We start from the raw sequence: 22,886 nt of genomic DNA, 5'->3' as shown, positions 1-22,886 counted from the left end.
TTCGTTCTAACAGCTGTCAGGATGCGTATGTCAAACAGTGCGATGAGCGTGGTTATCCTTGCCGCAGGCAAAGGGACCCGCATGTATTCCGATCTTCCTAAGGTGCTGCATACTCTGGCCGGGAAGCCAATGGTGCAACACGTCATTGATGCGGCTAAAGATTTAGGCGCTGCCGCGGTACACCTGGTGTACGGCCACGGCGGCGATCTGCTGCGTCAAACGTTGCATGAAGATAACCTCAACTGGGTGCTGCAAGCAGAGCAGCTCGGTACCGGCCATGCGATGCAGCAGGCGGCGCCGTTCTTCAATGATGATGAAGATATCTTGATGCTCTATGGCGATGTGCCGCTGATTTCGGTTGAAACCCTACAGCGCCTGCGCGCCGCAAAACCGCAGGGCGGTATTGGCCTGTTGACGGTGAAGCTGGATGATCCAACCGGTTATGGGCGTATCACGCGTGAAAATGGCCAGGTGACAGGTATCGTTGAGCATAAAGACGCCAGCGAAGCGCAGCGCCAGATTCAGGAAATCAATACCGGGATTCTGGTTGCTAACGGCGCGGACCTGAAACGCTGGCTGGCGAAGCTCACCAACAATAACGCCCAGGGCGAATACTACATCACCGATATTATCGCGATGGCCCATCAGGAAGGTCATGAGATCGTTGCGGTGCATCCTCAGCGCCTGAGCGAAGTTGAAGGGGTGAACAATCGCCTGCAACTTGCGCGTCTGGAAAGAGTGTATCAGTCAGAGCAGGCGGAAAAACTGCTGTTGGCGGGCGTGATGCTGCGCGATCCGGCGCGTTTCGATCTGCGCGGCGTGCTGAAACACGGGCGCGATGTCGAAATTGATACTAACGTTATTCTGCAAGGTCATGTCGTGCTGGGCGATCGCGTGAAGATCGGCGCCGGCTGCGTCATCAAAGACAGCGTCATCGGTGATGACTGCGAAATCAGCCCGTATAGCATGGTTGAAGATGCGCAGCTGCAGGCCGCCTGCACCATCGGCCCGTTTGCGCGTCTGCGTCCGGGGGCTGAGCTGTTGGAAGGCGCTCACGTCGGCAACTTTGTCGAAATGAAGAAAGCGCGTCTGGGCAAAGGTTCGAAGGCAGGACACCTCTCCTACCTCGGCGATGCTGAAATTGGCGACAACGTTAATATCGGCGCGGGTACTATCACCTGTAACTATGATGGCGCAAATAAGCATAAAACGATCATCGGCGATGATGTGTTTGTCGGTTCTGATACGCAACTGGTCGCGCCGGTCAGCGTCGGTAATGGCGTGACGATTGCCGCGGGCACCACCGTCACGCGTAATATAGCTGACAACGAACTGGTGCTAAGTCGCGTGCCGCAGGTCCACAAACAGGGCTGGCAGCGACCGGTGAAGAAAAAGTAGTGATTAGATTGTCGCCGGGTGAGAGATCGCCCGGCAAACCAGGATGAGAGGATCAATATAGGTCCCCGTCCGCAGGCAGTACCATAAAAATAACCCCACTCTCTACAAGGCTCGGGGCGCCCGTAAAGGGCAAATACAGGTCAGCGACAACGCATGGCATATCGCCATTATCAGGAAATTTAACTATGTGTGGAATTGTTGGCGCAGTCGCGCAGCGTGATATTGCTGAAATCCTTCTCGAAGGTTTACGTCGTCTGGAATACCGTGGCTATGACTCTGCCGGTCTGGCTGTGGTCGATAACGAAGGTCATATGACCCGCGTTCGTCGTCTCGGTAAAGTTCAGATGCTGGCTCAGGCGGTAGAAGAGCAACCGTTACACGGCGGTACCGGGATTGCCCATACCCGCTGGGCGACGCACGGCGAGCCGTCTGAGAGCAATGCGCATCCGCATGTTTCTGAACATATTGCGGTGGTCCATAACGGGATCATCGAGAACCATGAGCCGCTGCGCGCCCTGCTGCAGTCTCGCGGCTATGTCTTCGTCTCTGAGACCGATACCGAAGTTATCGCGCATCTGGTGCACTGGGAGCTGGAACAGGGCGGTACCTTGCGTGAAGCCGTACTGCGTGCAATCCCGCAGCTGCGTGGCGCCTATGGTACGGTGATCATGGATACCCGCGATCCGGGGACGCTGCTGGCGGCACGCTCAGGCAGCCCGCTGGTTATTGGCCTGGGCATGGGCGAAAACTTTATCGCTTCTGACCAGCTGGCGCTGCTGCCGGTGACCCGCCGCTTTATCTTCCTCGAAGAGGGCGATATTGCCGAAGTTACCCGTCGTACGGTGGTGATTTTCGATAAATCCGGCGCGGAAGTGAATCGCCAGGAGATCGAATCTAATCTGCAGTATGACGCCGGTGATAAGGGGATTTATCGCCACTATATGCAGAAAGAGATTTACGAGCAGCCGAACGCGATTAAGAACACCCTGACCGGGCGCATCAGCCATGGCGAGGTCGATCTCAGCGAGCTGGGGCCGAATGCCAACGCGCTGCTGTCGCAGGTTGAGCATATCCAGATTGTTGCCTGCGGAACCTCGTATAACTCCGGGATGGTCTCCCGTTACTGGTTCGAAGCGTTAGCCGGTGTGCCGTGTGATGTCGAGATTGCTTCGGAATTCCGCTACCGCAAATCCGCGGTGCGTCGCAACAGCCTGATGATCACCCTCTCCCAGTCCGGTGAGACGGCGGATACCCTGGCGGCGCTGCGTCTCTCTAAAGAGCTTGGCTATCTGGGGTCGTTGGCTATCTGCAACGTTCCGGGCTCCTCGCTGGTGCGCGAGTCTGACCTGGCGTTGATGACCAAAGCCGGTACCGAAATCGGCGTGGCATCGACCAAAGCCTTTACCACTCAGCTGACCGTGCTGTTGATGCTGGTGGCGAAACTGGCGCGTCTCAAGGGCCAGGATGCGGCTATCGAGCAGGATATCGTGCATGGCCTGCAGGCGCTGCCGAACCGTATCGAGCAGATGCTGTCGCAGGATAAGCGCATCGAACAGCTGGCGGAACGTTTCTCCGATAAGCATCACGCGCTGTTCCTTGGCCGCGGCGATCAGTACCCGATCGCGCTGGAAGGGGCGCTGAAGCTGAAAGAGATCTCCTACATTCATGCTGAAGCTTATGCGGCGGGCGAGCTGAAACACGGCCCGCTGGCGCTGATTGATGCCGAAATGCCGGTCATCGTTGTGGCGCCGAACAACGAACTGTTGGAAAAACTGAAATCCAATATTGAAGAAGTTCGCGCCCGCGGCGGTGAACTGTACGTCTTCGCCGATGGAGACGCCGGTTTCAGCGGCAGCGACAACATGCACATCATCGAGATGCCGCATGTCGAAGAGGTGATTGCGCCGATCTTCTACACCGTGCCGCTGCAGCTGCTGGCTTATCACGTTGCGCTGATCAAAGGTACCGACGTTGACCAGCCGCGTAACCTGGCGAAATCGGTGACCGTAGAGTAATCAGGCTGTACGGACCGACACTCTTTTGAGTGACGCTATAATCCGGTATTTCTGCAAAGGGATGCCGGATTTTTTTTATCAGCTATTAAGCTATTAACTGTTGATTGTGTGTTTGCGGATAGAGTTACCGCCATTGCTTATAAAAAAACCATCTTTATAGGAGTGAGTTGCCCAACATCTCAATGTTGCCAGATGATTTTACGCTATCCATAATCATGTAATAAAAGCCAAATCTTCCTGTCATATGACCAAAAGATAAAATCGTAATTCATTGATATAATTTATTTTATTTTGGCTTGTCTTACTTTGCCCTGGTATGTCATAAAACTGTCATAATTCGTACATTTTACTGTCACCTGTTTGTCCTATTTTGCTCACCATAGCTTCGAAACAACGGTTTACGAATCCCAGCAGGAGACATTATGAACGTTATGCGTACCACCGTCGCAACAGTTGTCGCCGCGACCTTATCGATGAGCGCTTTCTCTGCTTTCGCAGCAGCAAGCCTGACTGGCGCAGGTGCAACTTTCCCTGCTCCGGTGTATGCCAAATGGGCTGATACCTATCAGAAAGAAACGGGCAATAAAGTTAACTACCAGGGTATCGGTTCCTCTGGCGGCGTTAAACAGATTATTGCCAACACCGTGGATTTCGGTGCTTCTGATGCTCCTCTGGCTGATGACAAACTGGCGCAGGAAGGCCTGTTCCAGTTCCCGACCGTTATCGGCGGCGTGGTACTGGCGGTTAACCTGCCGGGCGTTAAATCCGGCGAGCTGGTGCTCGATGGTAAAACCCTCGGCGACATCTATCTGGGCAAAATCAAAAAATGGGATGACGAAGCGATCGCTAAACTCAACCCTGGCCTGAAGCTGCCGGCTCAGAACATCGCAGTGGTTCGCCGCGCGGATGGTTCCGGTACTTCCTTCGTCTTCACCAGCTATCTGGCGAAAGTGAACGAAGAGTGGAAATCTAAAATTGGCTCAGGCTCTACCGTAAACTGGCCAACCGGCCTGGGCGGTAAAGGCAACGACGGTATCGCAGCCTTCGTTCAGCGTCTGCCGGGCGCTATCGGCTACGTCGAGTATGCTTACGCTAAGCAGAATAACCTGGCCTACACCAAACTGCTGTCCGCTGACGGCAAACCGGTCAGCCCGACGGAAGATAACTTCGCTAATGCGGCGAAAGGTATCGACTGGAGCAAGTCCTTCGCTCAGGACCTGACTAACCAGAAAGGTGAAAATGCATGGCCGATCACCTCAACCACTTTCATCCTCGTCCACAAGGCCTCCAATAAGCCGGAGAATACCGCGGAAGTGCTGAAGTTCTTCGACTGGGCATATAAAAACGGCGGCAAAGAAGCGAATGCGCTGGATTACGCCAGCCTGCCGGACAGCGTGGTTGAGCAGGTTCGCGCCGCATGGAAAACTAACGTGAAAGACAGCAGCGGTAAAGCGCTGTACTAATACCCGCGGAATGTCGAGCTGCCGGCTAGCTTCCTGCAGCTCGAATTATTTCGGGTATAGCATTACCTTTGCCCGTAAGCTCAGTAAAATGCTGGCTTTTTGGGCCCGAACTTAAAGAGTAACCTATGGCTGCAACCAAGCCGGCATTCAACCCTCCGGGGAAAAAGGGTGACATGATCTTCAGCGCGCTGGTGAAACTGGCTGCGCTGATTGTGCTATTGATGCTGGGTGGCATCATCGTTTCCCTCATCATCTCTTCATGGCCAAGTATTCAGAAATTTGGCTTTTCCTTTTTGTGGACCAAAGAGTGGGATGCGCCGAATGAAATCTTCGGTGCGCTGGTACCGATTTACGGGACTCTGGTTACCTCAATTATCGCGTTGTTGATCGCCGTTCCGGTGAGCTTCGGCATCGCGCTGTTCCTGACTGAACTCTCCCCGGCCTGGCTAAAACGCCCGCTGGGTATCGCTATTGAGCTGCTGGCGGCAATCCCGAGTATCGTATACGGCATGTGGGGCCTGTTTATTTTTGCTCCGCTGTTTGCGACTTACTTCCAGGAACCAGTCGGCAACGTCCTTTCGACGATCCCGTTTGTCGGCGCGCTGTTTGCCGGCCCGGCGTTCGGTATCGGCATCCTGGCGGCCGGCGTCATTCTGGCCATCATGATCATTCCTTATATCGCCGCCGTAATGCGTGACGTCTTCGAGCAGACGCCGGTGATGATGAAAGAGTCCGCATATGGGATCGGCTGCACCACGTGGGAGGTAATTTGGCGCATCGTGCTGCCGTTCACCAAAAACGGGGTGATTGGCGGCGTCATGCTCGGCCTGGGCCGCGCGCTGGGTGAAACCATGGCCGTCACCTTTATTATCGGTAACACCTATCAGCTCGACAGCGCTTCACTGTATATGCCGGGCAACAGTATTACCTCGGCGCTGGCCAATGAATTCGCGGAAGCGGAAAGCGGCCTGCACGTAGCGGCGCTGATGGAACTGGGTCTGATCCTGTTCGTTATCACCTTTATCGTTCTGGCCGCGTCGAAGTTCATGATTATGCGTCTCGCTAAGAACGAGGGGGCACGCTAATGGCAACGATCGAATTGCAAACCACCGCCGCGCTGGCGGAATCCCGTCGCAAGATGCAGGCTAAGCGCCGCCTGAAGAACCGCATCGCCCTGACCCTGTCAATGGCGACCATGGCGTTTGGCCTCTTCTGGCTTATCTGGATCCTGATGTCGACCATTACGCGTGGCATCGACGGCATGAGTCTGGCGCTGTTTACCGAAATGACGCCGCCGCCGAATACCGCGGGCGGCGGTCTGGCGAACGCCCTGGCGGGCAGCGGCCTGCTGATCCTGTGGGCGACCGTTTTTGGTACGCCGCTGGGTATCATGGCCGGTATCTATCTGGCGGAGTACGGCAGAAAGTCGGTACTGGCGGAAATCATCCGCTTTATTAACGATATTCTGCTTTCCGCGCCATCTATCGTCGTGGGGCTGTTCGTCTACACCATCGTGGTGGCGCAGATGCAGCACTTCTCCGGCTGGGCGGGCGTTATCGCGCTGGCGCTGCTGCAGGTGCCAATCGTGATTCGTACCACTGAAAACATGCTGAAGCTGGTGCCGGATAGCCTGCGTGAAGCAGCCTATGCGCTGGGGACGCCGAAGTGGAAGATGATTTCCGCGATCACCCTTAAGGCGTCGGTATCCGGCATTATGACCGGTATCCTGCTGGCCATTGCCCGTATCGCCGGGGAGACGGCGCCGCTGCTGTTCACCGCGCTCTCCAACCAGTTCTGGAGCACCGATATGATGCAGCCGATCGCCAACCTGCCGGTGACCATTTTTAAATTTGCCATGAGTCCGTTCGCGGAATGGCAGCAACTGGCATGGGCCGGGGTATTGATTATTACCCTGTGCGTCTTGCTGCTGAATATTCTGGCGCGCGTTGTCTTCGCGAAGAAGAAACACGGTTAATTTTGCGGCGCGGCCTAAGCGGCGCCGAATGAGGAAGAGATTGAGATGAGTATGGTGAACGCGAATCCGGGTAAAATTTCAGTTCGTGACCTGAACTTCTACTACGGCAAATTCCATGCCCTGAAGAACATCAACCTGGATATCGCTAAGAACCAGGTGACGGCGTTTATCGGCCCGTCAGGCTGCGGTAAATCCACTCTGCTGCGTACGTTCAACAAGATGTTTGAGCTGTACCCGGAGCAGCGTGCGGAAGGCGAAATTCTGCTCGATGGCGACAATATTCTCACCAATACCCAGGATATCGCGCTGCTGCGCGCGAAGGTGGGGATGGTATTCCAGAAGCCGACGCCGTTCCCGATGTCTATCTACGACAACATCGCCTTCGGCGTGCGTCTGTTCGAGAAGCTGTCGCGCGCCGATATGGACGAGCGCGTACAGTGGGCGTTGACCAAAGCCGCATTATGGAATGAAACCAAAGATAAACTGCACCAGAGCGGGTATTCTCTCTCCGGTGGTCAGCAGCAGCGTCTGTGTATCGCCCGCGGTATCGCGATTCGCCCGGAAGTGCTGCTGCTCGATGAACCTTGCTCAGCGCTGGACCCGATCTCCACCGGGCGCATCGAGGAACTTATCACCGAGCTGAAGCAGGATTACACCGTCGTTATCGTTACCCACAACATGCAGCAGGCTGCGCGTTGTTCCGACCATACGGCATTTATGTATCTCGGCGAGCTGATTGAATTCAGCAACACGGACGATCTGTTTACCAAGCCCGCTAAGAAGCAAACTGAAGATTATATTACTGGCCGCTACGGTTGATTGCCCTTCTGCTTTCAGGTGCTAACCCGATGGGCAATCAGGAGACATCATGGATAACTTAAATCTTAATAAACATATTTCCGGCCAGTTCAACGCCGAACTGGAGTACATTCGCACCCAGGTAATGACCATGGGTGGGCTGGTGGAGCAACAGCTTTCTGATGCGATCACCGCGATGCACAATCAGGACAGCGATCTGGCGAAGCGCGTAATCGATGGCGACAAGCAGGTCAATATGATGGAAGTGGCGATCGACGAGGCCTGCGTGCGCATCATCGCTAAACGTCAGCCGACCGCCAGCGACCTGCGGCTGGTGATGGCGATCATCAAGACTATCGCCGAGCTGGAACGTATTGGCGACGTGGCGGATAAAATCTGCCGCACCGCGCTGGAGAAGTTTTCCCAGCAGCACCAACCGCTGCTGGTGAGCCTGGAGTCGCTAGGCCGCCATACCGTGCAGATGCTGCATGATGTGCTGGATGCCTTTGCGCGTATGGATCTTGATGAAGCGGTACGTATCTATCGCGAAGACAAGAAAGTCGATCAGGAATATGAAGGCATCGTGCGTCAACTGATGACCTATATGATGGAAGATTCACGTACTATTCCGAGCGTCCTGACCGCATTATTCTGCGCGCGCTCCATCGAGCGTATCGGCGATCGCTGCCAGAATATCTGCGAATATATTTTCTACTTCGTTAAAGGCCAGGATTTCCGTCACGTAGGCGGCGACGAACTGGATAAACTACTCGCGGGTAAAGATCCGAAAGAGTAAAAATCATGGTGGCCGATTCTGGTAAAGGAAATTATCAGAATCGACTATGATTTTGCGCATCTCTGAAATATTGCTGCGATTTTCGTCACAATTAATACTCTGGCTATTTGAGTTTTAAATTTTCTCGCGTAACAATCCTTCTCACTGACTGAGCGCTGAAGCTCAGATGGTTAAAATGGATTGTTACTGCGACAGCAGGCAAAACCTGATATTGCCCCAGACGGCGATGTCAGGTTTTTTTTTGTTTTAGACGCTGAATGGTTTGCTGATAAGGGTTGCTACCGCAATGAGCGGGCAAAACCTGAAGAGGATTATCTGTTAATGCAGATGGTCTCCTTCAGGTTTTTTTTGCCACTTATTCGGCATGAAAATAAAAGCTGCAGTTACGTGGAATGGTATTAATGCAGTTTATTAAAAACATAACGCTATTTATTCGTTACGTGTTTTATTTACGCCAATGCTTATATAAGGGATTATTATGATTAGAAGAAATATGATCGCTTCGGCGATGGTTTTGCTGGCGCCGCTTTGTTATTCAACAAATCTTATTGCCGGACAGCTTACGGTTGAACAACGATTGGAGCTTCTGGAAAAAGCGCTTCAGGACACGCAAAAAGAACTCAAGAAATATCAGGATCAGGAGAAAAAAAGAAACCAGGTTTGGGCCGCCTGGTCGCAACCGGTAAATAGCCAGAAGAGCCAGAGTGCGAAAGCGCCTACGGCGACCCAAGCGGCCGTTAAGCCAGACGCGGTACTGGTCAAAAATGAACAGCCGGCGCAGGGCGGTGAGCCAGCCTATAGCGCCATGACGCTGAAAGATTTTAGCAAGTTTGTAAAAGATGAAATTGGCTTTAGCTATAACGGCTATTACCGTTCTGGCTGGGGAACTGCCTCGCACGGCTCGCCAAAATCGTGGGCCATCGGCTCGCTTGGCCGTTTGGGGAACGAGTATTCCGGCTGGTTTGATTTACAGCTTAAACAGCGTGTTTTTCAGGAAGGCGACAAACGTGTGGACGCCATCGTGATGCTCGATGGCAACGTGGGTCAGCAATATTCTGCCGGCTGGTTTGGCGACAACGCCGGCGGCGAAAACTACCTTCAGTTCTCGGATATGTACGTCAACACTAAAGGCTTTTTGCCGTTTGCCCCGGAAGCGGATTTTTGGGTCGGTAAGCACGGTGCGCCGAAAATCGAGATCCAGATGCTGGACTGGAAAACACAAAGAACCGATGCGGCAGCTGGCGTAGGGCTTGAAAACTGGAAAGTGGGCGCCGGTAAATTTGATATCGCGCTGGTGCGCGAAGATATTGATGATTACGACCGCTCTTTGACTAATAAGCAGCAAATTAATACCAATACCCTGGATGTGCGTTACAAAGATATTCCGCTGTGGGACAAAGCCTCGCTGATGGTCAGCGGGCGCTATGTCGCCGCCAATCAAAGCTCATCAGAGAAATATAAAGAGGGGAATGAAGGTTACTACCAATGGAAAGATACCTGGATGGTGGGAACCTCGTTAACGCAGAAATTTGATAACGGCGGCTTTAACGAATTTTCATTATTACTGGCGAACAACTCCATTGCCAGCAGCTTCTCGCGCTATGCCGGTTCGAGCCCGTATACCACCAACAATGGGCGCTATTATGGCGATCATACCAACGGCACCGCCGTGCGCTTAACCTCGCAGGGGGAAACCTATTTGCGTGATGATGTCATTATGGCGAATGCGATCGTCTACTCATTTGGTAATGACGTCTATAGCTACGAAACCGGCGCCCATTCGGATTTTGAATCTATTCGCGCCGTGGTTCGCCCGGCATATATCTGGAATAAATATAATCAGACCGGCGTTGAGTTGGGCTACTTCAAACAGCAGAACAAAGATGTGACGGGAAAGAAATATAACGAATCCGGTTATAAGACCACCTTATTCCATACCTTCAAAGTTAATACCAGTATGCTGACCTCGCGCCCGGAAATCCGTTTTTATGCGACTTATATTAAAGCCGAAGATATCGACCTGGATAAGGCCGCTAACAATACCACCGCGGTTTTTGAAGATGGCAAGAACGACCAATTCGCACTCGGCGCGCAGGCCGAAATTTGGTGGTAAGGCCGCAAGCGCCTGCTCATAAAAACGTAAAAGGAATCAAGATGAAACGACATGCAATCTACTTCACCCTGGCGCTGGCTGGCGCCACATTTACGGCGCACGCCGCGCCGCTGCCGACGATGCCTGATGCCGCCATTCCTGTCAGCCAATATATTACTCAGGTGAATACGGATAACAGTGTGACTTTCCGGTTATTTGCCCCCGATGCCAGGCGCGTTTCCGTCGTCACGGGGTCGACGCCGGATACCTTTGTCTCTCATGACATGACCAAAGATACCCAGGGCATATGGACGTGGAAGAGCGATCGCCTGGCCGCCAATCTTTATGAGTACTACTTCGACGTGGACGGTTTTCGTTCTGTCGATACCGGCAGCCGTTATCAGAAGCCGCAGCGCCAGGTGAATACCAGCCTGATCCTGGTGCCCGGCAGCATTCTTGACGATCGGGCAGTCCCGCACGGCGATCTGCGTACCGCCACCTACCATTCGACGGCGCTTAAGTCAGAACGCCGCGTCTATGTCTGGACGCCGCCGGGCTATAACGGCAGCGGCGAACCGTTGCCGGTGCTCTATTTCTACCACGGTTTTGGCGATAGCGGCCTGTCGGCCATCGATCAGGGACGCATTCCGCAAATGATGGATAACCTGCTGGCGGAGGGCAAAATCAAGCCGATGCTGGTGGTGGTGCCGGATACCGAAACCGATATTCCACAAGCGATCGCGGAAAACTTCCCGCCGCAGGAGCGGCGTAAAAACTTCTATCCACTCAATGCGAAAGCCGCAGACAACGAATTGATGCACGACATCATTCCGCTGATCGATTCCCGATTTAACGTGCGTAAAGATGCCAACGGCCGGGCGCTGGCGGGGCTGTCGCAGGGCGGTTATCAGGCGCTGGTGTCCGGGATGAACCATCTTGAGAGCTTCGGGTGGCTTGCCACCTTTAGCGGGGTTACGACAACCACGGTTCCCGATGCTGGCGTGGAGGCGCAATTGAATAACCCTGACGCTATCAATAAGCAACTGCGTAACTTTACGCTGGTGGTTGGCGAAAAAGACTCCGTCACTGGCAAAGATATTGCCGGCCTGAAAAGCGAACTGGAAAAGCAGAAGATCAAATTTGATTACCACTCTTATCCTGGCCTGAATCATGAAATGGACGTCTGGCGTCCGGCCTATGCCGAGTTTGTGCAAAAGCTCTTTAAATAACCGTCAGGGGGCATGGCGCCCCCTGTCTCAACCAGTAAAGGAAGATGAGATGAAATTGATTGTGACGGAAGATTATGAAGAGATGAGCCTGGTCGCCTGCCATCATCTTTTAGGCTATATCACGGTGCCGCGACGGATGAATCTGGCGGTGACGGCGGGGAGTACGCCAAAGCGCATGTATGAGCATTTGACCGCCGCCATCAAAGGGAAATCATTCTATGATCGGGTTCACTATTACAACTTTGATGAGATTCCTTTTCGCGGCCAGCAGCGTGAAGGGGTGACGATTTCCAACCTGCGCCAGCTGTTTTTTACTCCAGCGCAAATCAAAGAAGAGAACATCCATAAATTGACGCTGGAGAACGCGGCTCAACACGATCGCCGCCTCGAAGAGGCCGGCGGTCTTGACCTGGTCGTGCTGGGGCTGGGCGCCGACGGCCATTTTTGCGGCAACCTGCCGAACACTACACGTTTTCATGATGAGACGATCGAAGTACCGATTCAGGGGGAGCTGATTGGCATTGTCGCGAACGGCGAAATGGGGGGCGATTTCAATGTGGTGCCGGATAGCTATGTCACCATGGGGCCGAAAAGCGTGATGGCGGCAAAAAACCTGCTGCTGATTGTCAGCGGTGCGGCAAAGGCGCAAGCGCTAAAGCAGGTGGTGGAAGGCCCGGTCAGCGAACTGGTGCCGGCCTCTGTACTCAAGTTGCACCCTTCGTTGGTGATTATTGCGGATAAAGCGGCTGCGGCGGAATTGCAGCACTAAAAAGCCGCTGGCCAGCGGGGCTACCGTTGTGACCAACCGTAGCCCGACCGAGCGTAGTGACGTCGGGTCTTAACGAGTAATATCCCAGCCACGCGCTCTCCACAATGCCGGCAGCTCAGCTAAATCGGTAAAGGTCGTTACTTTCGGATGATCGATCGGTTGGTTGTGCGGGTCGGCGCAGAAGTAAAAGACTTCCATACCCGCGGCAATTCCTGATTGGGCTCCCGCGCTGGAATCATCGACCAGAATACAGTTTTCGACTTGTACCTGCATGGCCTCTGCCGCATGGAACATCAGCGCCGGGTCGGGTTTCCAGCGCTGAATGTCGTAACCGCTGTACAGCCGGTCTGGGAAGTGGTGCAGCATCTGCGTTCTACCGAGCGAATGCTGCATTTTACTGACCGGGCCATTCGACACCACGCACATGGGGATCTTCACCGCGTCCAGCAGCGCAGCGGCGCCGGGGATGACCTCCAGCTCGCTATCGAACAGACGGGCGACTTCGGCGCGATACACCGGCTCCAGAGTCTCTTTCTGCAGGTTAACGCCATATTCAGCGTTGATGGTGTCGATAATCTCGTACAGCTTAACGCCCTTGAAGCGCTTAAAAATTTCGGCTAAATCCAGCGTAATACCGAATTCCTGAAACATGTGAACATAGGCGCGTGAGCAAATCACCTCGCTATCGACCAGCGTGCCGTCACAATCGAAAAATACTGCTTGTGGTTGGGTCATACTCTTTCCAGTTTAACAAGTTTAACGTTTTCGTAATGCTCAATGCCGCGACGCAATCGTTGCCGTATAAGCAAAATAAATGAAAAAAATTACCATACAACCGCGCCTGGTGCCGTAATTTGGTATAGGATAGCCTCGAATTTTCCCTCCTTTACGTTCGGAAACCGATAATGAGTCAACAACCAACCAGCCAGTCTTCTGGCCAGGGTCTGCTGGAGCGCGTATTTAAACTGCGCGAGCACGGCACCACGGTGCGCACTGAAGCGATCGCCGGTTTCACCACGTTCCTGACGATGGTCTACATCGTCTTCGTGAACCCACAAATTCTTGGCGTGGCGGGTATGGATACCAGCGCTGTCTTTGTGACCACCTGTCTGATCGCGGCCTTCGGCAGCATTCTGATGGGTCTGTTCGCGAATCTGCCGGTGGCGCTGGCGCCAGCGATGGGTCTGAATGCCTTCTTTGCCTTCGTGGTAGTTCAGGCGATGGGCCTGCCGTGGCAGGTGGGTATGGGCGCGATTTTCTGGGGCGCCGTTGGCCTGCTGCTGCTGACCCTCTTCCGCGTACGCTACTGGATGATTGCCAATATCCCGGTGAGCCTGCGCGTGGGTATCACCAGCGGTATCGGGCTGTTTATCGGCATGATGGGCCTGAAGAACGCCGGCGTTATCGTGGCGAACCAGGACACGTTGGTCAGCATCGGCAACCTGACTTCCCACAGCGTGCTGCTGGGCGTGCTCGGATTCTTTATTATCGCTATCCTGGCATCGCGTAATATTCATGCCGCCGTGCTGGTCTCCATCGTCGTCACCACCCTGTTGGGCTGGATGCTCGGCGATGTGCACTATACCGGCATCGTCTCCGCGCCGCCGAGCGTAACCTCGGTTGTGGGTCAGGTCGATCTGGCTGGTTCGCTGAACCTTGGCCTGGCGGGCGTGATCTTCTCGTTCATGCTGGTTAACCTGTTCGACTCCTCCGGCACCCTGATTGGCGTCACCGATAAAGCCGGGCTGGCAGATGCGCAGGGTAAATTCCCACGCATGAAGCAGGCGTTGTTCGTCGATAGCGTGTCGTCTGTTGCCGGCTCCTTTATTGGCACCTCTTCGGTTACGGCCTATATCGAATCCTCCTCCGGCGTTTCGGTTGGCGGGCGTACTGGCCTGACCGCCGTTGTCGTAGGTATCCTGTTCCTGCTGGTCATCTTCCTGTCGCCGCTGGCGGGGATGGTTCCGGCCTATGCCGCCGCTGGGGCGCTGATTTACGTTGGCGTGCTGATGACCTCAAGCCTGGCGCGCGTGAAGTGGGATGACCTGACGGAAGCGGTACCGGCGTTTATCACCGCGGTGATGATGCCGTTCAGCTTCTCGATCACCGAAGGTATCGCCCTGGGCTTTATTTCCTACTGCGTGATGAAGATTGGTACCGGCCGTCTGCGTGAACTCAGCCCGTGCGTGATCATCGTTTCGCTGCTGTTCGTGCTGAAAATTGTCTTTATCGATGCGCATTGATCTGCACGCATGATGAAATGGCCCGGCATCGCTGCCGGGCTTTTTTTATGCTTTAACCCGCTGAATATAATCGCCAAAGGCGGTCAGCTGGCCGCGCAGATGGTCCAGCGTGCTCTGATCGACCACTTCACCCGCCTGCGGATCGACTTTGTTCTGAATCACGCCGCCCATAAATTCCGGCTTGTTCATGACCATCGCATCAAGGAAGACCAGAATCTGGCGTAGATGATACTGGCAGCGAGCCCCGCCGATAGCGCCCATTGAGCTGGTCTGGATCAGCACCGGCTTACCGGCCAGCGGCTGTTCCGGCAGACGCGAGAGCCAGTCGATGGCGTTCTTCAGGCCGCCGGGTACCGAGTAGTTATATTCCGGGGTAACGATCACCACGCCGTCCGCTTCGCGGATTTGTTTCGCGATCGCCTGCACGCTCTGCGGGAACCCCTCTTCCTGTTGGATATCGGCATCGTACAGCGGGATATCGCCGATCGACGGCAGCGCGGAGATTTCCATGCCCGCAGGCGCAATGCCTGGCAGCGTACGCGCAACCATGGCATTAAAAGAACCTTTGCGCAGACTTCCGAGTAACGTAACAACTTTCAACGTATCAGACATGAGTGCTCCTTTGCATCATGATGGCCGGCTAAACCGGTCAGTTGAGGGAGAATACTTTTTCTACCGGTAAGCTGGTAAAGCGCATCAGGCGCGCGTCAGTCTCTTTGGCGCGCGTTTGCGCATCAGGCAGGCAGCGCCAGCCCTCTTTACTATCAAATTCCCAGACCTTCAGCGGCCCGATATTCGGGGTGACGGCGATTGACCACACCAGCAACGTTTCAGCATCACAGATGGCTTCAATCGATTGGGTGCCAGCGGTACGCAGGCGACCAGACCCCGGCAGCAGTTGTACTCGCACGGGGGCTTCACCGGTGAGCTTCAGCACGCTGCGGCGCAGCGCCATCAGTTGGGCGCGGGCTTCATCCGGATCGTGCTGGATGTTAATCCATAAATTCTCATTGCTATTGAAGACATAGCGATCGGCGGCATGTAGCGGATGGACGCCACGCGAGGCATGCTGCAGTTCCATATCGAGACCGCAGTCACCTTCGGTCGTCAGCGCTACGCCGACGATATTCCCGGCATAAGAGATGGAAAAGCGGGGAAGGTGGGGATCGCGAAATACGGGCCGTCCATTGGGTTCGCTGATGATTTCCGGCAGCTCGCCGATACCATAAAGCATGAAAAGCAGTTCTGCGAGCAGCGAACGCGAGGCGCGATAGCGGCTCTGTCGGTATTCGGGTAGGTTACGTGCGGATTGATGACATGCCGCCGACAAACGCGTCGATAGCGGCTCCCTGGTGTTGAGTATCCCTCTTGCAAAATGCGTTGCCATTCGTCGCTCCGTGATTAATGGTCAGAGATAAAAATTGTGAATGATATTATCGCTCACAATGAGCAGGTTTTAATGCGGAAATTCTTCCTTGAGAAGGGATAATGTCTGACTTTTACAATTTCTTGCGCAACAACGTGAGGATGATGGGCAATTTCCCTACAGCGTATTGGAATAGAGCTGTTTAAGGGTTTCTCTGAGCCATACGATCTTTGGATTATAGCTATTACGCTTATGCCACAGCAGGGTGAACGGCACGCGCATTTTTTCCAGTAGCTGCGGCTCCAGCGGCAGCGGGCGCGATACCAGCGGCAGATGATGCTGCTGATTATAGTGCTGACAATAGCGCGGCGCGGTGGCTATCATGGTGTGATTTGGCTGCGCCGCCATAAACAGCGACTGCTCAAAGCCGGGTAGGGTCAGGGCAACGGTCCGTTTGTGGCCCAGGTCATGCAGCACATCATCCAGCGCCCAGGTATCGCTTTGTTCCCAGCAGATATTGATGTGCGGATAGCGCAGGAAAGCCGCCAGGTTCCACTCTTCATTGAGCGCCGGATGATCGGCGCGCAGCCACACCTGCGGCAGGTCGCTAAACAGGACATCAAAATCGATATACCACGGCAGCAGGCTCAGCTGTTCGCGCGAACGCGGATGGGTTTCCTTGCCGCAAAAACCGATATCAACCTCACCGCGAATGATGGCATCCAGCGAGTCGTAATCCCAGTTGCGTAAACGGATCAGCGCTTGTGGATAACGTTGATAAATTTGCTGGGAGAGGGTGTTGAACAGGATCATCAGCAGCGGTGATTCTGCCGCCAGCTCGAACTTCAGGCCGCTTGGCATAGTGTGGTGCGGTTTATCGAGGATCTGATTGCCCATCTGCATCCAGTCGGCGAGATCCTGCTCCATGCTGCTCATTAACGGCGTTGGCGCCAGCCCTAGTGGGGTTTTAACAAATAGCGGATCGTCAAACCAGGCACGTAGCTTGGCCAATGATTTACTCACCGCCGACGGCGAAACGTTCATCCGTTTCGCCGTGCGGGTGACGCTGCGCTCCTGGGTCAGAAGCTGCAGGCACAGCAGGAGATTAAGATCGAGACTCGACAGGGATTTCTTCATTATCTTGCGTCGCGCGCGCCGGCGAGACGACCAGTATCAGAACAATACTGACTATGCTACAGGCAATGAGTATCCCGATCAGCATATTCATGGCGCTCAGCCCGATGATAGCCGCCAGCCAAATCCACAGCGAAGAACCACAGACCTGAGCGATACCGAGAGCGGAACTGGCGACGCCCGCGCGCAGCGTGAAAGGACCTAGCGCCTGGCTCATCGCGACGCCAAAGCCGACCGAGAAACCCGCGCAGATCATACCTAATCCCAGCATGGTGAGGGGCTGGCTGGCGGCGAGGCTCAATACCACGCCAGCGATAAGGAACAACGTCTGCGAGGTCAGCATCAGGGTACGTGGTTTAAACAGCGTCAGAGCGAACGGCGTGGAGAACGACACGGCCATGCTGACCATTGCCATCAGCGCCATCGCCATTGAATAAGTTCCGCGGTCGAAACCCATCTCTTCCATCATCAGCACCGGAGAGACGTTTACGTAAGTCAAAATTGCGGTGACGCTGAGAGTCGTAATGACTATGCGGCTGAGGAAAAAACGGTTTAGCAGCGACTCAGCGGCGCCATTGTGCTGTGCGTCTGCTTGCGGATGCGTTGTCGGGCGCGTCTCACGCAGGATAAACACCGACAATAACCCCACCATCACCCCCATGCCTGTCATGGTGTAGAACAGGCTCTGCCACGGATATTTCAACATGATCAGATGGCCAAGTACCGGCGCGAGGACGGGAATGATGCAGGTAATGCCATTAAGCAGCGACAGTACCTTGGCGCGGCGGCGCTCGTCCAGCGTATCGCGCAGAACGGCAAAAGCGACGACGTAGCAGCTTCCCGCGCCGATCCCCTGGATAAAGCGGCCAATCAGAAAATGCGTGCTGTTATGCGCCTGCGAGCACAACAACGAGGCCAGTATGAAGGTGATGGCGCCGAAAATCGCGACCGGTTTACGCCCGGATTTATCCGCCGCTCGCCCGGCAAAAAGCATCGCGGTAGCCATGCCGGCTAAATAGACCGAAAAGGCGATATGCAGTTGCGCCTCGCTGGCGCCAAGATCCTGGGCGATGCGCGGTAGACCGACCAGATACATATCAATGCCGGATGGATAGAGCAGTACCAATGCGAAACTGCAGATAAGAAAGCGTGCCATAGGACCCTCGCAATAAGAATGGCGTACAGCATAGTGGCTAACGCCAGGGAGTACGAGTTGCCATTTGGACAACACTCTTTTCCTGCAGGGAAAAACAGTTGATTGCTTCACAGAGTTGATGTGATTAAGGCAATCAAATAAAAAACCCACCATAACAGATGGTTATGGCGGGTTAGTAGATGCAATACAGAAGCTGGAAAATCGAGCTAACTCGTTAATCTATCAGCGATACGTTGCCTTGAAAGCATGGCTATGGGCACATTCAAGGACACAAAAGTATATAATGAACAACCTGTACCACTGCCAGGTGTTACTTGCTGAAAGTTCGCTTATTACACAACGTAATACTCTTTTTTAATCCCATTCTGATGTTCTACTGATAGACAGTGTTTTTTCAGCAATCATTTGTTTAGTTTGGATTTTCATGATTCTTGATTCCATAATCCATCTTCATCATGCATCTGCGCTTCATACTCGTAAGATTTTGCAAGAGCTTCGATCATGATGGCAACGTTACCCAGCCCGAGCGCTTTATTGCTGATGCGCTCCGATTGGGCAAATTTTTGACGTCCAGACTGAGCAAGGATGGTGCGCAGGGCAGCCATCTCGTTTTGTAGCGTGCGTGGCGTAATTCCTGCTTCCCGGCGCGCCATCACGTAGCTTTCGATATGTGACGATTTCAGATGCTGGAGATCCTGAATCTGGATATTCAGCTTGTGCAGATGCTGGCTTAAACGCCCGGCGATGCGGAGGCGATCATGGACTGTTTTAAAACTGCCGCCAGCCAGCAGGGCGAGTTTTTCCATGTGTTTTGTAAGTTTCGACATAGCTACTCTCCACTCAATTCTCCGACGCGCGGTTGGGCACAGCGTGCTGTGCTGAACGATACCGGTGCGCCGGAGAATGCGCGGATGAGGTATGACGGGGTACGGTGATGCACGAATGCAGCCGTCTGCTCAGGCAGGTATATCCCCACAGGTAAAATGACCTGTCCTCCGGTATCGGTTCGGTAGTGTTGGTTTCTCCTCTTGGTAAGTGAATTTCTGACATCTGTTTGAGTGTCAGCCTGTTTGTTACAGTGGATTTGCAGGCAGTAGCTGGGTTGAAGCTGATCTGCGCGCTGGCGTCACTTTCACTCGCTTATGCTCTTAAAAGTGACGCCGCGTTTTGCACATTCAGCAGGAAGTACGGACGCAAAGCCTTCGGCAATGCCGTCCGACTTCTCTACAGCGTTCTGTCTGTCGCTACGCTTGCAACAGGGTAGCGATATAGGGTGTGGTCACCTGTATCGAGACAGGAGGTCAGTTTCAGACTACGCTTCTTTCCCTGGTTGACCGGGGGGCTGACCGCCAAAGGCGCTTCTTACAGGTCGCAGTTCGTCTTAGAACAGGAAGCTTTTAGGGGTACTGCTATGAGTTGGGGATAGGGTAGAGCGGGGGGAGGGGGAAAGCTGCGGGAAACTGTTTTTTGGAAATGAAAATTATAAATTACAACAAAGTTAATCGTTACAATGGCAGCAAAATTGTAATGCCAATAATAAAGTTAAATTAATATTACTGGCATCATTTTTTTTGAAAATCCATTATAACTGCTTTGCTTGTACTTCAACACTTACGCGAGAAACGTCATATTGTGATGTTGAAATAGGGGTTGCTAATGTTGGGTCGAATAAGGCTAAGTTTATTCCCTCGCTTACAGAACTTCTGTAAATTACACCATGAAAACCAATTTTTTTTATGAACTCACATAAATATTGACTGGGGATATAATCAATGGCAGCACTTCGAGGTAACACAGGACGAGTTAGTTCTTCTCCTAATTTTTCTAAAAAAGGTATGTCTGCCCGCATTTTTCCTATTTCTTGTGCATCAGATAGAACAAAAGGAGAAACATGTTTTCTCGGCTCTCTTAAATCAACAATAATTAGTTCTTCTGGTATTTCAAACTCAGCTACTGTTGCTATTTCACCTGTATGTGGTCTAATCTCAGAGATCGCTGTATCTGGCATTGATCCTAAATATAAATATGGAATTCCTGTTGGGTTCGCTCGTCCATGACTAGCATACCGACTTGGAGGTGCCCCCATATCTTCAATTTTATATGGAGTATCAGTTTGATTTATCCTTGCTCTAAACCATATTCGCGGGATATTAAATGCTTTTAAATGGTTGAGTAATTCCTGTAATCTTTGAGTGTCAATTTTTTCATCAAGGAAGTATCTGTTTTTGTGAAGAATTTCATCTCGTAATGTATCCCATTGCGCAAGGCCTGTGCTTTTATAATTTTCGGAGGGAGAGAAGTTCTTTCGTACTACATCTCCGTCATCGAGAATTTCTCCCAATAACTCTTTTGCATGAGCATTGTCCATTGTTGGATGGGAAAATAAGCACCAATCTTCTTTTAGCCATTCAACAAGATTTTTCCCTTCAGGATTTATTTCATAAATATTTATCAGCAGTTCAAAATAATCCAACAAGAGTTTAGGATCAATAATATCAACATCTTGACTATTACAAAAAGAACAGTTTCCTTTTTGTGGCATCAATGTAGGGATTATATTATTTCGCAATCCGATATCATTGAAACATTCAGCACAACACATTCTAATCATTTCTAGCCCCTAAAATAATTAGCTAATGTTTCAACATGGTGCCTCATTGAGAGTTTTTTGACGGTTCCCAATCCAGGGAAATGGCCTTTTGCATGCAACGCTCGAAATTCTAAAATAGCTGAGGTCTCCAATACAGGAGAATTATTCTCATTTATTGTTGTAATGAGTTTTTCAAGTGCCTGACCGAATTTCCCCGCAGGGTCTGTTGGTGTATCTCTTGTCGTTGAAACAAAGTGATAAATATACATAACATTTTCTTTTTTAGATTCTAAGAACGTGAGATGTATTGCTACCGCATATGCCGGACCACCACCTTCAGTATAGTCATCCCCAACGATTAAAAAATCGCCAAATCCATCCATTCCTTCTTCCCCGAAGGTTATATGAAGGTCTGAAAACTCTTCAATAGGAGGATAATCAGCATTTTTTCTCTTTTTAAAACCATCGCGAATTAATATTCTTTCGCAGCCGTTAAAATGTTTCCTATAGAGTTTACCGCAGTAAAGTTCTAAGAAGATATGTTTGGATACTCGACCATTTGTTTTTTCTGATAAAGAGCGGGGCTCAGAAAATCCAGAGTGGATGAAACAAGGTTGATGTTCGGCATGTTCATCCAGCAACTCTATTATATCTTCTTCATCCATCCCTTCATTTAATAGTATCCCTGCAAAAATGTTTTCATGTCCATGAAAACTATCTTTCAATAATTGCGAGATATTATGCCCATTTGTTGAATGGTCACCATATGAAGGATTTACTATTACAATAGCTTTACCTTTAGCTTCACAGATAGCTTTTAGTGTTTTTTCTAATCCATTCAGGGTTTCTTTAACTGGTTCAATAATTGGAATGAAACCAGCCTGAGCCATCGTCTCTGCTGTTTCACGAATCGCTATTAACTCAAACTGCTTACCTCTAAAATATGGATAGTACATAAGTTTTTAAACCCATTTAAATGCTTCATTAAGAGGTTTATTCAACGTCTCAACTAAGCGATCTCGATCCTTACTACGTAACTGAACCATTAGGGCTATACTTTGCAATGCACTTGGTAAGTTTGCAATTAAAGTACTTAATGGAGCAAGATTACGCGTCCTTTTTAAAGTTTTTATCATGCAGCTCTGTACATCAATTGGATTTAGTTTGGTAAAAATACCTCTTATTGCATTACGCATCAATGTGTTGGGTAGATCGGGAATGTCAATATTTAACTCATTTAGGATATCAATAGCTTCGCTAAGTCTTAGTGAATCAAAAATAGTTGCAGTGCAAATATAATCAGTATTCTCTTTTGCTTCTCGTACAATACTAATTCTATTCCATCGAACCAAACTCATCACCCCTACGTCTTCTGATGTTTTTTCCAAGATATCTTGGATATGTGCAGTTCCTGCAATGACGTAGATCTTACTGAATGCTTTTCTATAATTCTCAACTTGGCTCTCAAGTCTGGCAAGCGAATCTCTATCTGATTTTATTTCGTATACAGTTCCACAACCGTTAAGAATAACCATGTCTGCTTTGCTAGAGCCAATTCTAAATTCAGTAAGCATGCTGGCGGTACGCAAAGAATGACGGCCTAATAATACATTTCGAATTAACGCAGAACGATAGACATACTCGTTTCTCAAACCTGAGCGTCTGAGCAAAGAAAATGCTGTATCAAAGGCATCACCAATAGTTACATTATCTGCGTCATCAAATTCGAAAACAGATGCCTCAGACAGTAACCTTGAAAAAAGAGGTGACTGACCTTTTTTTGCTATCTCGGAAATTACTGACGAAGAAAACATCCGTGATAGCGCTGAGAGTTGCGTAGGATTTAGCACATCTATCCTCAC

The 22,886-nt window shown here is 51.7% G+C and carries 20 protein-coding genes; 11 read left to right on the top strand and 9 right to left on the bottom strand.

The annotated features are described in order from the left end of the window. The first annotated feature begins 27 nt into the window (after window positions 1-27). The 10 genes from glmU to ABLU78_RS03930 all read left to right on the top strand — a co-directional run bounded on the left by glmU (window position 28) and on the right by ABLU78_RS03930 (window position 12,535). Window positions 28-1,398, top strand: a complete 1,371-nt coding sequence (gene glmU, locus ABLU78_RS03975) for a bifunctional UDP-N-acetylglucosamine diphosphorylase/glucosamine-1-phosphate N-acetyltransferase GlmU (protein ID WP_048229817.1) — start codon at window positions 28-30, stop codon at window positions 1,396-1,398. A gap of 185 nt (window positions 1,399-1,583) precedes the next feature. Beyond that, window positions 1,584-3,413, top strand: a complete 1,830-nt coding sequence (glmS, locus tag ABLU78_RS03970; RefSeq protein ID WP_015703916.1) for a glutamine--fructose-6-phosphate transaminase (isomerizing) — start codon at window positions 1,584-1,586, stop codon at window positions 3,411-3,413. A gap of 422 nt (window positions 3,414-3,835) precedes the next feature. Beyond that, entirely contained in the window at window positions 3,836-4,876 is a 1,041-nt protein-coding gene (pstS, locus tag ABLU78_RS03965) for a phosphate ABC transporter substrate-binding protein PstS (RefSeq protein WP_032712997.1), read from the top strand. 125 nt (window positions 4,877-5,001) lie between these two features. Further along, window positions 5,002-5,961, top strand: a complete 960-nt coding sequence (gene pstC, locus ABLU78_RS03960; protein ID WP_015703914.1) for a phosphate ABC transporter permease PstC — start codon at window positions 5,002-5,004, stop codon at window positions 5,959-5,961. Continuing rightward, window positions 5,961-6,851, top strand: a complete 891-nt coding sequence (pstA, locus tag ABLU78_RS03955; RefSeq protein ID WP_015369014.1) for a phosphate ABC transporter permease PstA — start codon at window positions 5,961-5,963, stop codon at window positions 6,849-6,851. Before pstC ends, pstA begins: the two co-directional genes overlap by 1 nt. A 45-nt stretch (window positions 6,852-6,896) precedes the next feature. Further along, on the top strand, window positions 6,897-7,670 hold the full coding sequence (gene pstB / locus ABLU78_RS03950; RefSeq protein WP_015369015.1) for a phosphate ABC transporter ATP-binding protein PstB: 774 nt from the start codon (window positions 6,897-6,899) through the stop codon (window positions 7,668-7,670). Window positions 7,671-7,719: 49 nt separating this feature from the next. Continuing rightward, a complete protein-coding gene (gene phoU / locus ABLU78_RS03945; RefSeq protein WP_004145007.1) occupies window positions 7,720-8,445 on the top strand; it encodes a phosphate signaling complex protein PhoU in 726 nt (241 codons plus the stop codon). Window positions 8,446-8,923: 478 nt separating this feature from the next. Further along, entirely contained in the window at window positions 8,924-10,558 is a 1,635-nt protein-coding gene (locus ABLU78_RS03940; RefSeq protein WP_045389020.1) for a carbohydrate porin, read from the top strand. 41 nt (window positions 10,559-10,599) lie between these two features. Next, on the top strand, window positions 10,600-11,766 hold the full coding sequence (locus ABLU78_RS03935) for an alpha/beta hydrolase-fold protein (RefSeq protein ID WP_048229818.1): 1,167 nt from the start codon (window positions 10,600-10,602) through the stop codon (window positions 11,764-11,766). 49 nt (window positions 11,767-11,815) lie between these two features. After that, the gene (locus ABLU78_RS03930; RefSeq protein ID WP_048229820.1) at window positions 11,816-12,535 is read left to right on the top strand and encodes a glucosamine-6-phosphate deaminase; all 720 of its coding nucleotides are present in this window, start codon (window positions 11,816-11,818) and stop codon (window positions 12,533-12,535) included. Between the two features lie 69 nt (window positions 12,536-12,604). Here ABLU78_RS03930 and yieH read toward each other — a convergent pair whose 3' ends face one another. After that, window positions 12,605-13,270 (bottom strand): 6-phosphogluconate phosphatase, encoded by a 666-nt coding sequence (gene yieH / locus ABLU78_RS03925; protein ID WP_032713001.1) that lies wholly within the window; start codon window positions 13,268-13,270, stop codon window positions 12,605-12,607. 170 nt (window positions 13,271-13,440) lie between these two features. On the opposite strand from yieH, the gene ABLU78_RS03920 reads away from it, so the two are divergent. Then, window positions 13,441-14,778, top strand: a complete 1,338-nt coding sequence (locus tag ABLU78_RS03920; RefSeq protein WP_015369021.1) for an NCS2 family permease — start codon at window positions 13,441-13,443, stop codon at window positions 14,776-14,778. A gap of 45 nt (window positions 14,779-14,823) precedes the next feature. On the opposite strand, the gene ABLU78_RS03915 is transcribed toward ABLU78_RS03920, so the two are convergent. The 8 genes from ABLU78_RS03915 to ABLU78_RS03880 all read right to left on the bottom strand — a co-directional run bounded on the left by ABLU78_RS03915 (window position 14,824) and on the right by ABLU78_RS03880 (window position 22,874). Further along, on the bottom strand, window positions 14,824-15,390 hold the full coding sequence (locus tag ABLU78_RS03915; protein WP_015369022.1) for an NADPH-dependent FMN reductase: 567 nt from the start codon (window positions 15,388-15,390) through the stop codon (window positions 14,824-14,826). A gap of 37 nt (window positions 15,391-15,427) precedes the next feature. Next, entirely contained in the window at window positions 15,428-16,012 is a 585-nt protein-coding gene (locus tag ABLU78_RS03910) for a hypothetical protein (RefSeq protein ID WP_162866936.1), read from the bottom strand. Window positions 16,013-16,321: 309 nt separating this feature from the next. Next, on the bottom strand, window positions 16,322-17,281 hold the full coding sequence (gene yidZ, locus ABLU78_RS03905; protein WP_045389026.1) for an HTH-type transcriptional regulator YidZ: 960 nt from the start codon (window positions 17,279-17,281) through the stop codon (window positions 16,322-16,324). Then, the gene (locus tag ABLU78_RS03900) at window positions 17,250-18,434 is read right to left on the bottom strand and encodes an MFS transporter (protein WP_032709490.1); all 1,185 of its coding nucleotides are present in this window, start codon (window positions 18,432-18,434) and stop codon (window positions 17,250-17,252) included. The genes yidZ and ABLU78_RS03900 overlap by 32 nt, the downstream gene beginning before the upstream one ends. A 422-nt stretch (window positions 18,435-18,856) precedes the next feature. Continuing rightward, window positions 18,857-19,261 carry a phage integrase N-terminal domain-containing protein gene (locus ABLU78_RS03895; protein WP_226925588.1) on the bottom strand — a complete coding sequence of 135 codons (405 nt, stop codon included), beginning with the start codon at window positions 19,259-19,261 and terminating at the stop codon, window positions 18,857-18,859. A gap of 755 nt (window positions 19,262-20,016) precedes the next feature. Further along, entirely contained in the window at window positions 20,017-21,045 is a 1,029-nt protein-coding gene (locus tag ABLU78_RS03890) for an RES family NAD+ phosphorylase (RefSeq protein ID WP_072048026.1), read from the bottom strand. 2 nt (window positions 21,046-21,047) lie between these two features. Beyond that, on the bottom strand, window positions 21,048-21,980 hold the full coding sequence (locus ABLU78_RS03885) for a sce7725 family protein (RefSeq protein WP_047050320.1): 933 nt from the start codon (window positions 21,978-21,980) through the stop codon (window positions 21,048-21,050). Window positions 21,981-21,986: 6 nt separating this feature from the next. Then, on the bottom strand, window positions 21,987-22,874 hold the full coding sequence (locus ABLU78_RS03880; protein WP_142966353.1) for a sce7726 family protein: 888 nt from the start codon (window positions 22,872-22,874) through the stop codon (window positions 21,987-21,989). Window positions 22,875-22,886: the final 12 nt, after the last annotated feature.

The organism is Klebsiella sp. JN_Kp122, from assembly GCF_040062085.1.
Taxonomy (GTDB): Bacteria; Pseudomonadota; Gammaproteobacteria; order Enterobacterales; family Enterobacteriaceae; genus Klebsiella; species Klebsiella aerogenes.
This window is presented reverse-complemented; position numbering and strand designations above follow the sequence as displayed.

Excerpts from the sequence above, each read along its gene's own strand:
- yieH (WP_032713001.1), bottom strand. The coding sequence starts at position 13,270 with ATGACCCAACCACAAGCAGTATTTTTCGATTGTGACGGCACGCTGGTC.
- ABLU78_RS03930 (WP_048229820.1), top strand. The coding sequence starts at position 11,816 with ATGAAATTGATTGTGACGGAAGATTATGAAGAGATGAGCCTGGTCGCC.
- ABLU78_RS03915 (WP_015369022.1), bottom strand. The coding sequence starts at position 15,390 with ATGTCTGATACGTTGAAAGTTGTTACGTTACTCGGAAGTCTGCGCAAA.
- ABLU78_RS03910 (WP_162866936.1), bottom strand. The coding sequence starts at position 16,012 with ATGCTTTATGGTATCGGCGAGCTGCCGGAAATCATCAGCGAACCCAAT.
- ABLU78_RS03935 (WP_048229818.1), top strand. The coding sequence starts at position 10,600 with ATGAAACGACATGCAATCTACTTCACCCTGGCGCTGGCTGGCGCCACA.
- ABLU78_RS03890 (WP_072048026.1), bottom strand. The coding sequence starts at position 21,045 with ATGATTAGAATGTGTTGTGCTGAATGTTTCAATGATATCGGATTGCGA.
- yidZ (WP_045389026.1), bottom strand. The coding sequence starts at position 17,281 with ATGAAGAAATCCCTGTCGAGTCTCGATCTTAATCTCCTGCTGTGCCTG.
- pstC (WP_015703914.1), top strand. The coding sequence starts at position 5,002 with ATGGCTGCAACCAAGCCGGCATTCAACCCTCCGGGGAAAAAGGGTGAC.
- pstS (WP_032712997.1), top strand. The coding sequence starts at position 3,836 with ATGAACGTTATGCGTACCACCGTCGCAACAGTTGTCGCCGCGACCTTA.
- pstB (WP_015369015.1), top strand. The coding sequence starts at position 6,897 with ATGAGTATGGTGAACGCGAATCCGGGTAAAATTTCAGTTCGTGACCTG.
- ABLU78_RS03900 (WP_032709490.1), bottom strand. The coding sequence starts at position 18,434 with ATGGCACGCTTTCTTATCTGCAGTTTCGCATTGGTACTGCTCTATCCA.
- ABLU78_RS03940 (WP_045389020.1), top strand. The coding sequence starts at position 8,924 with ATGATTAGAAGAAATATGATCGCTTCGGCGATGGTTTTGCTGGCGCCG.
- ABLU78_RS03920 (WP_015369021.1), top strand. The coding sequence starts at position 13,441 with ATGAGTCAACAACCAACCAGCCAGTCTTCTGGCCAGGGTCTGCTGGAG.
- glmU (WP_048229817.1), top strand. The coding sequence starts at position 28 with ATGTCAAACAGTGCGATGAGCGTGGTTATCCTTGCCGCAGGCAAAGGG.
- ABLU78_RS03885 (WP_047050320.1), bottom strand. The coding sequence starts at position 21,980 with ATGTACTATCCATATTTTAGAGGTAAGCAGTTTGAGTTAATAGCGATT.
- pstA (WP_015369014.1), top strand. The coding sequence starts at position 5,961 with ATGGCAACGATCGAATTGCAAACCACCGCCGCGCTGGCGGAATCCCGT.
- ABLU78_RS03895 (WP_226925588.1), bottom strand. The coding sequence starts at position 19,261 with ATGTCGAAACTTACAAAACACATGGAAAAACTCGCCCTGCTGGCTGGC.
- phoU (WP_004145007.1), top strand. The coding sequence starts at position 7,720 with ATGGATAACTTAAATCTTAATAAACATATTTCCGGCCAGTTCAACGCC.
- glmS (WP_015703916.1), top strand. The coding sequence starts at position 1,584 with ATGTGTGGAATTGTTGGCGCAGTCGCGCAGCGTGATATTGCTGAAATC.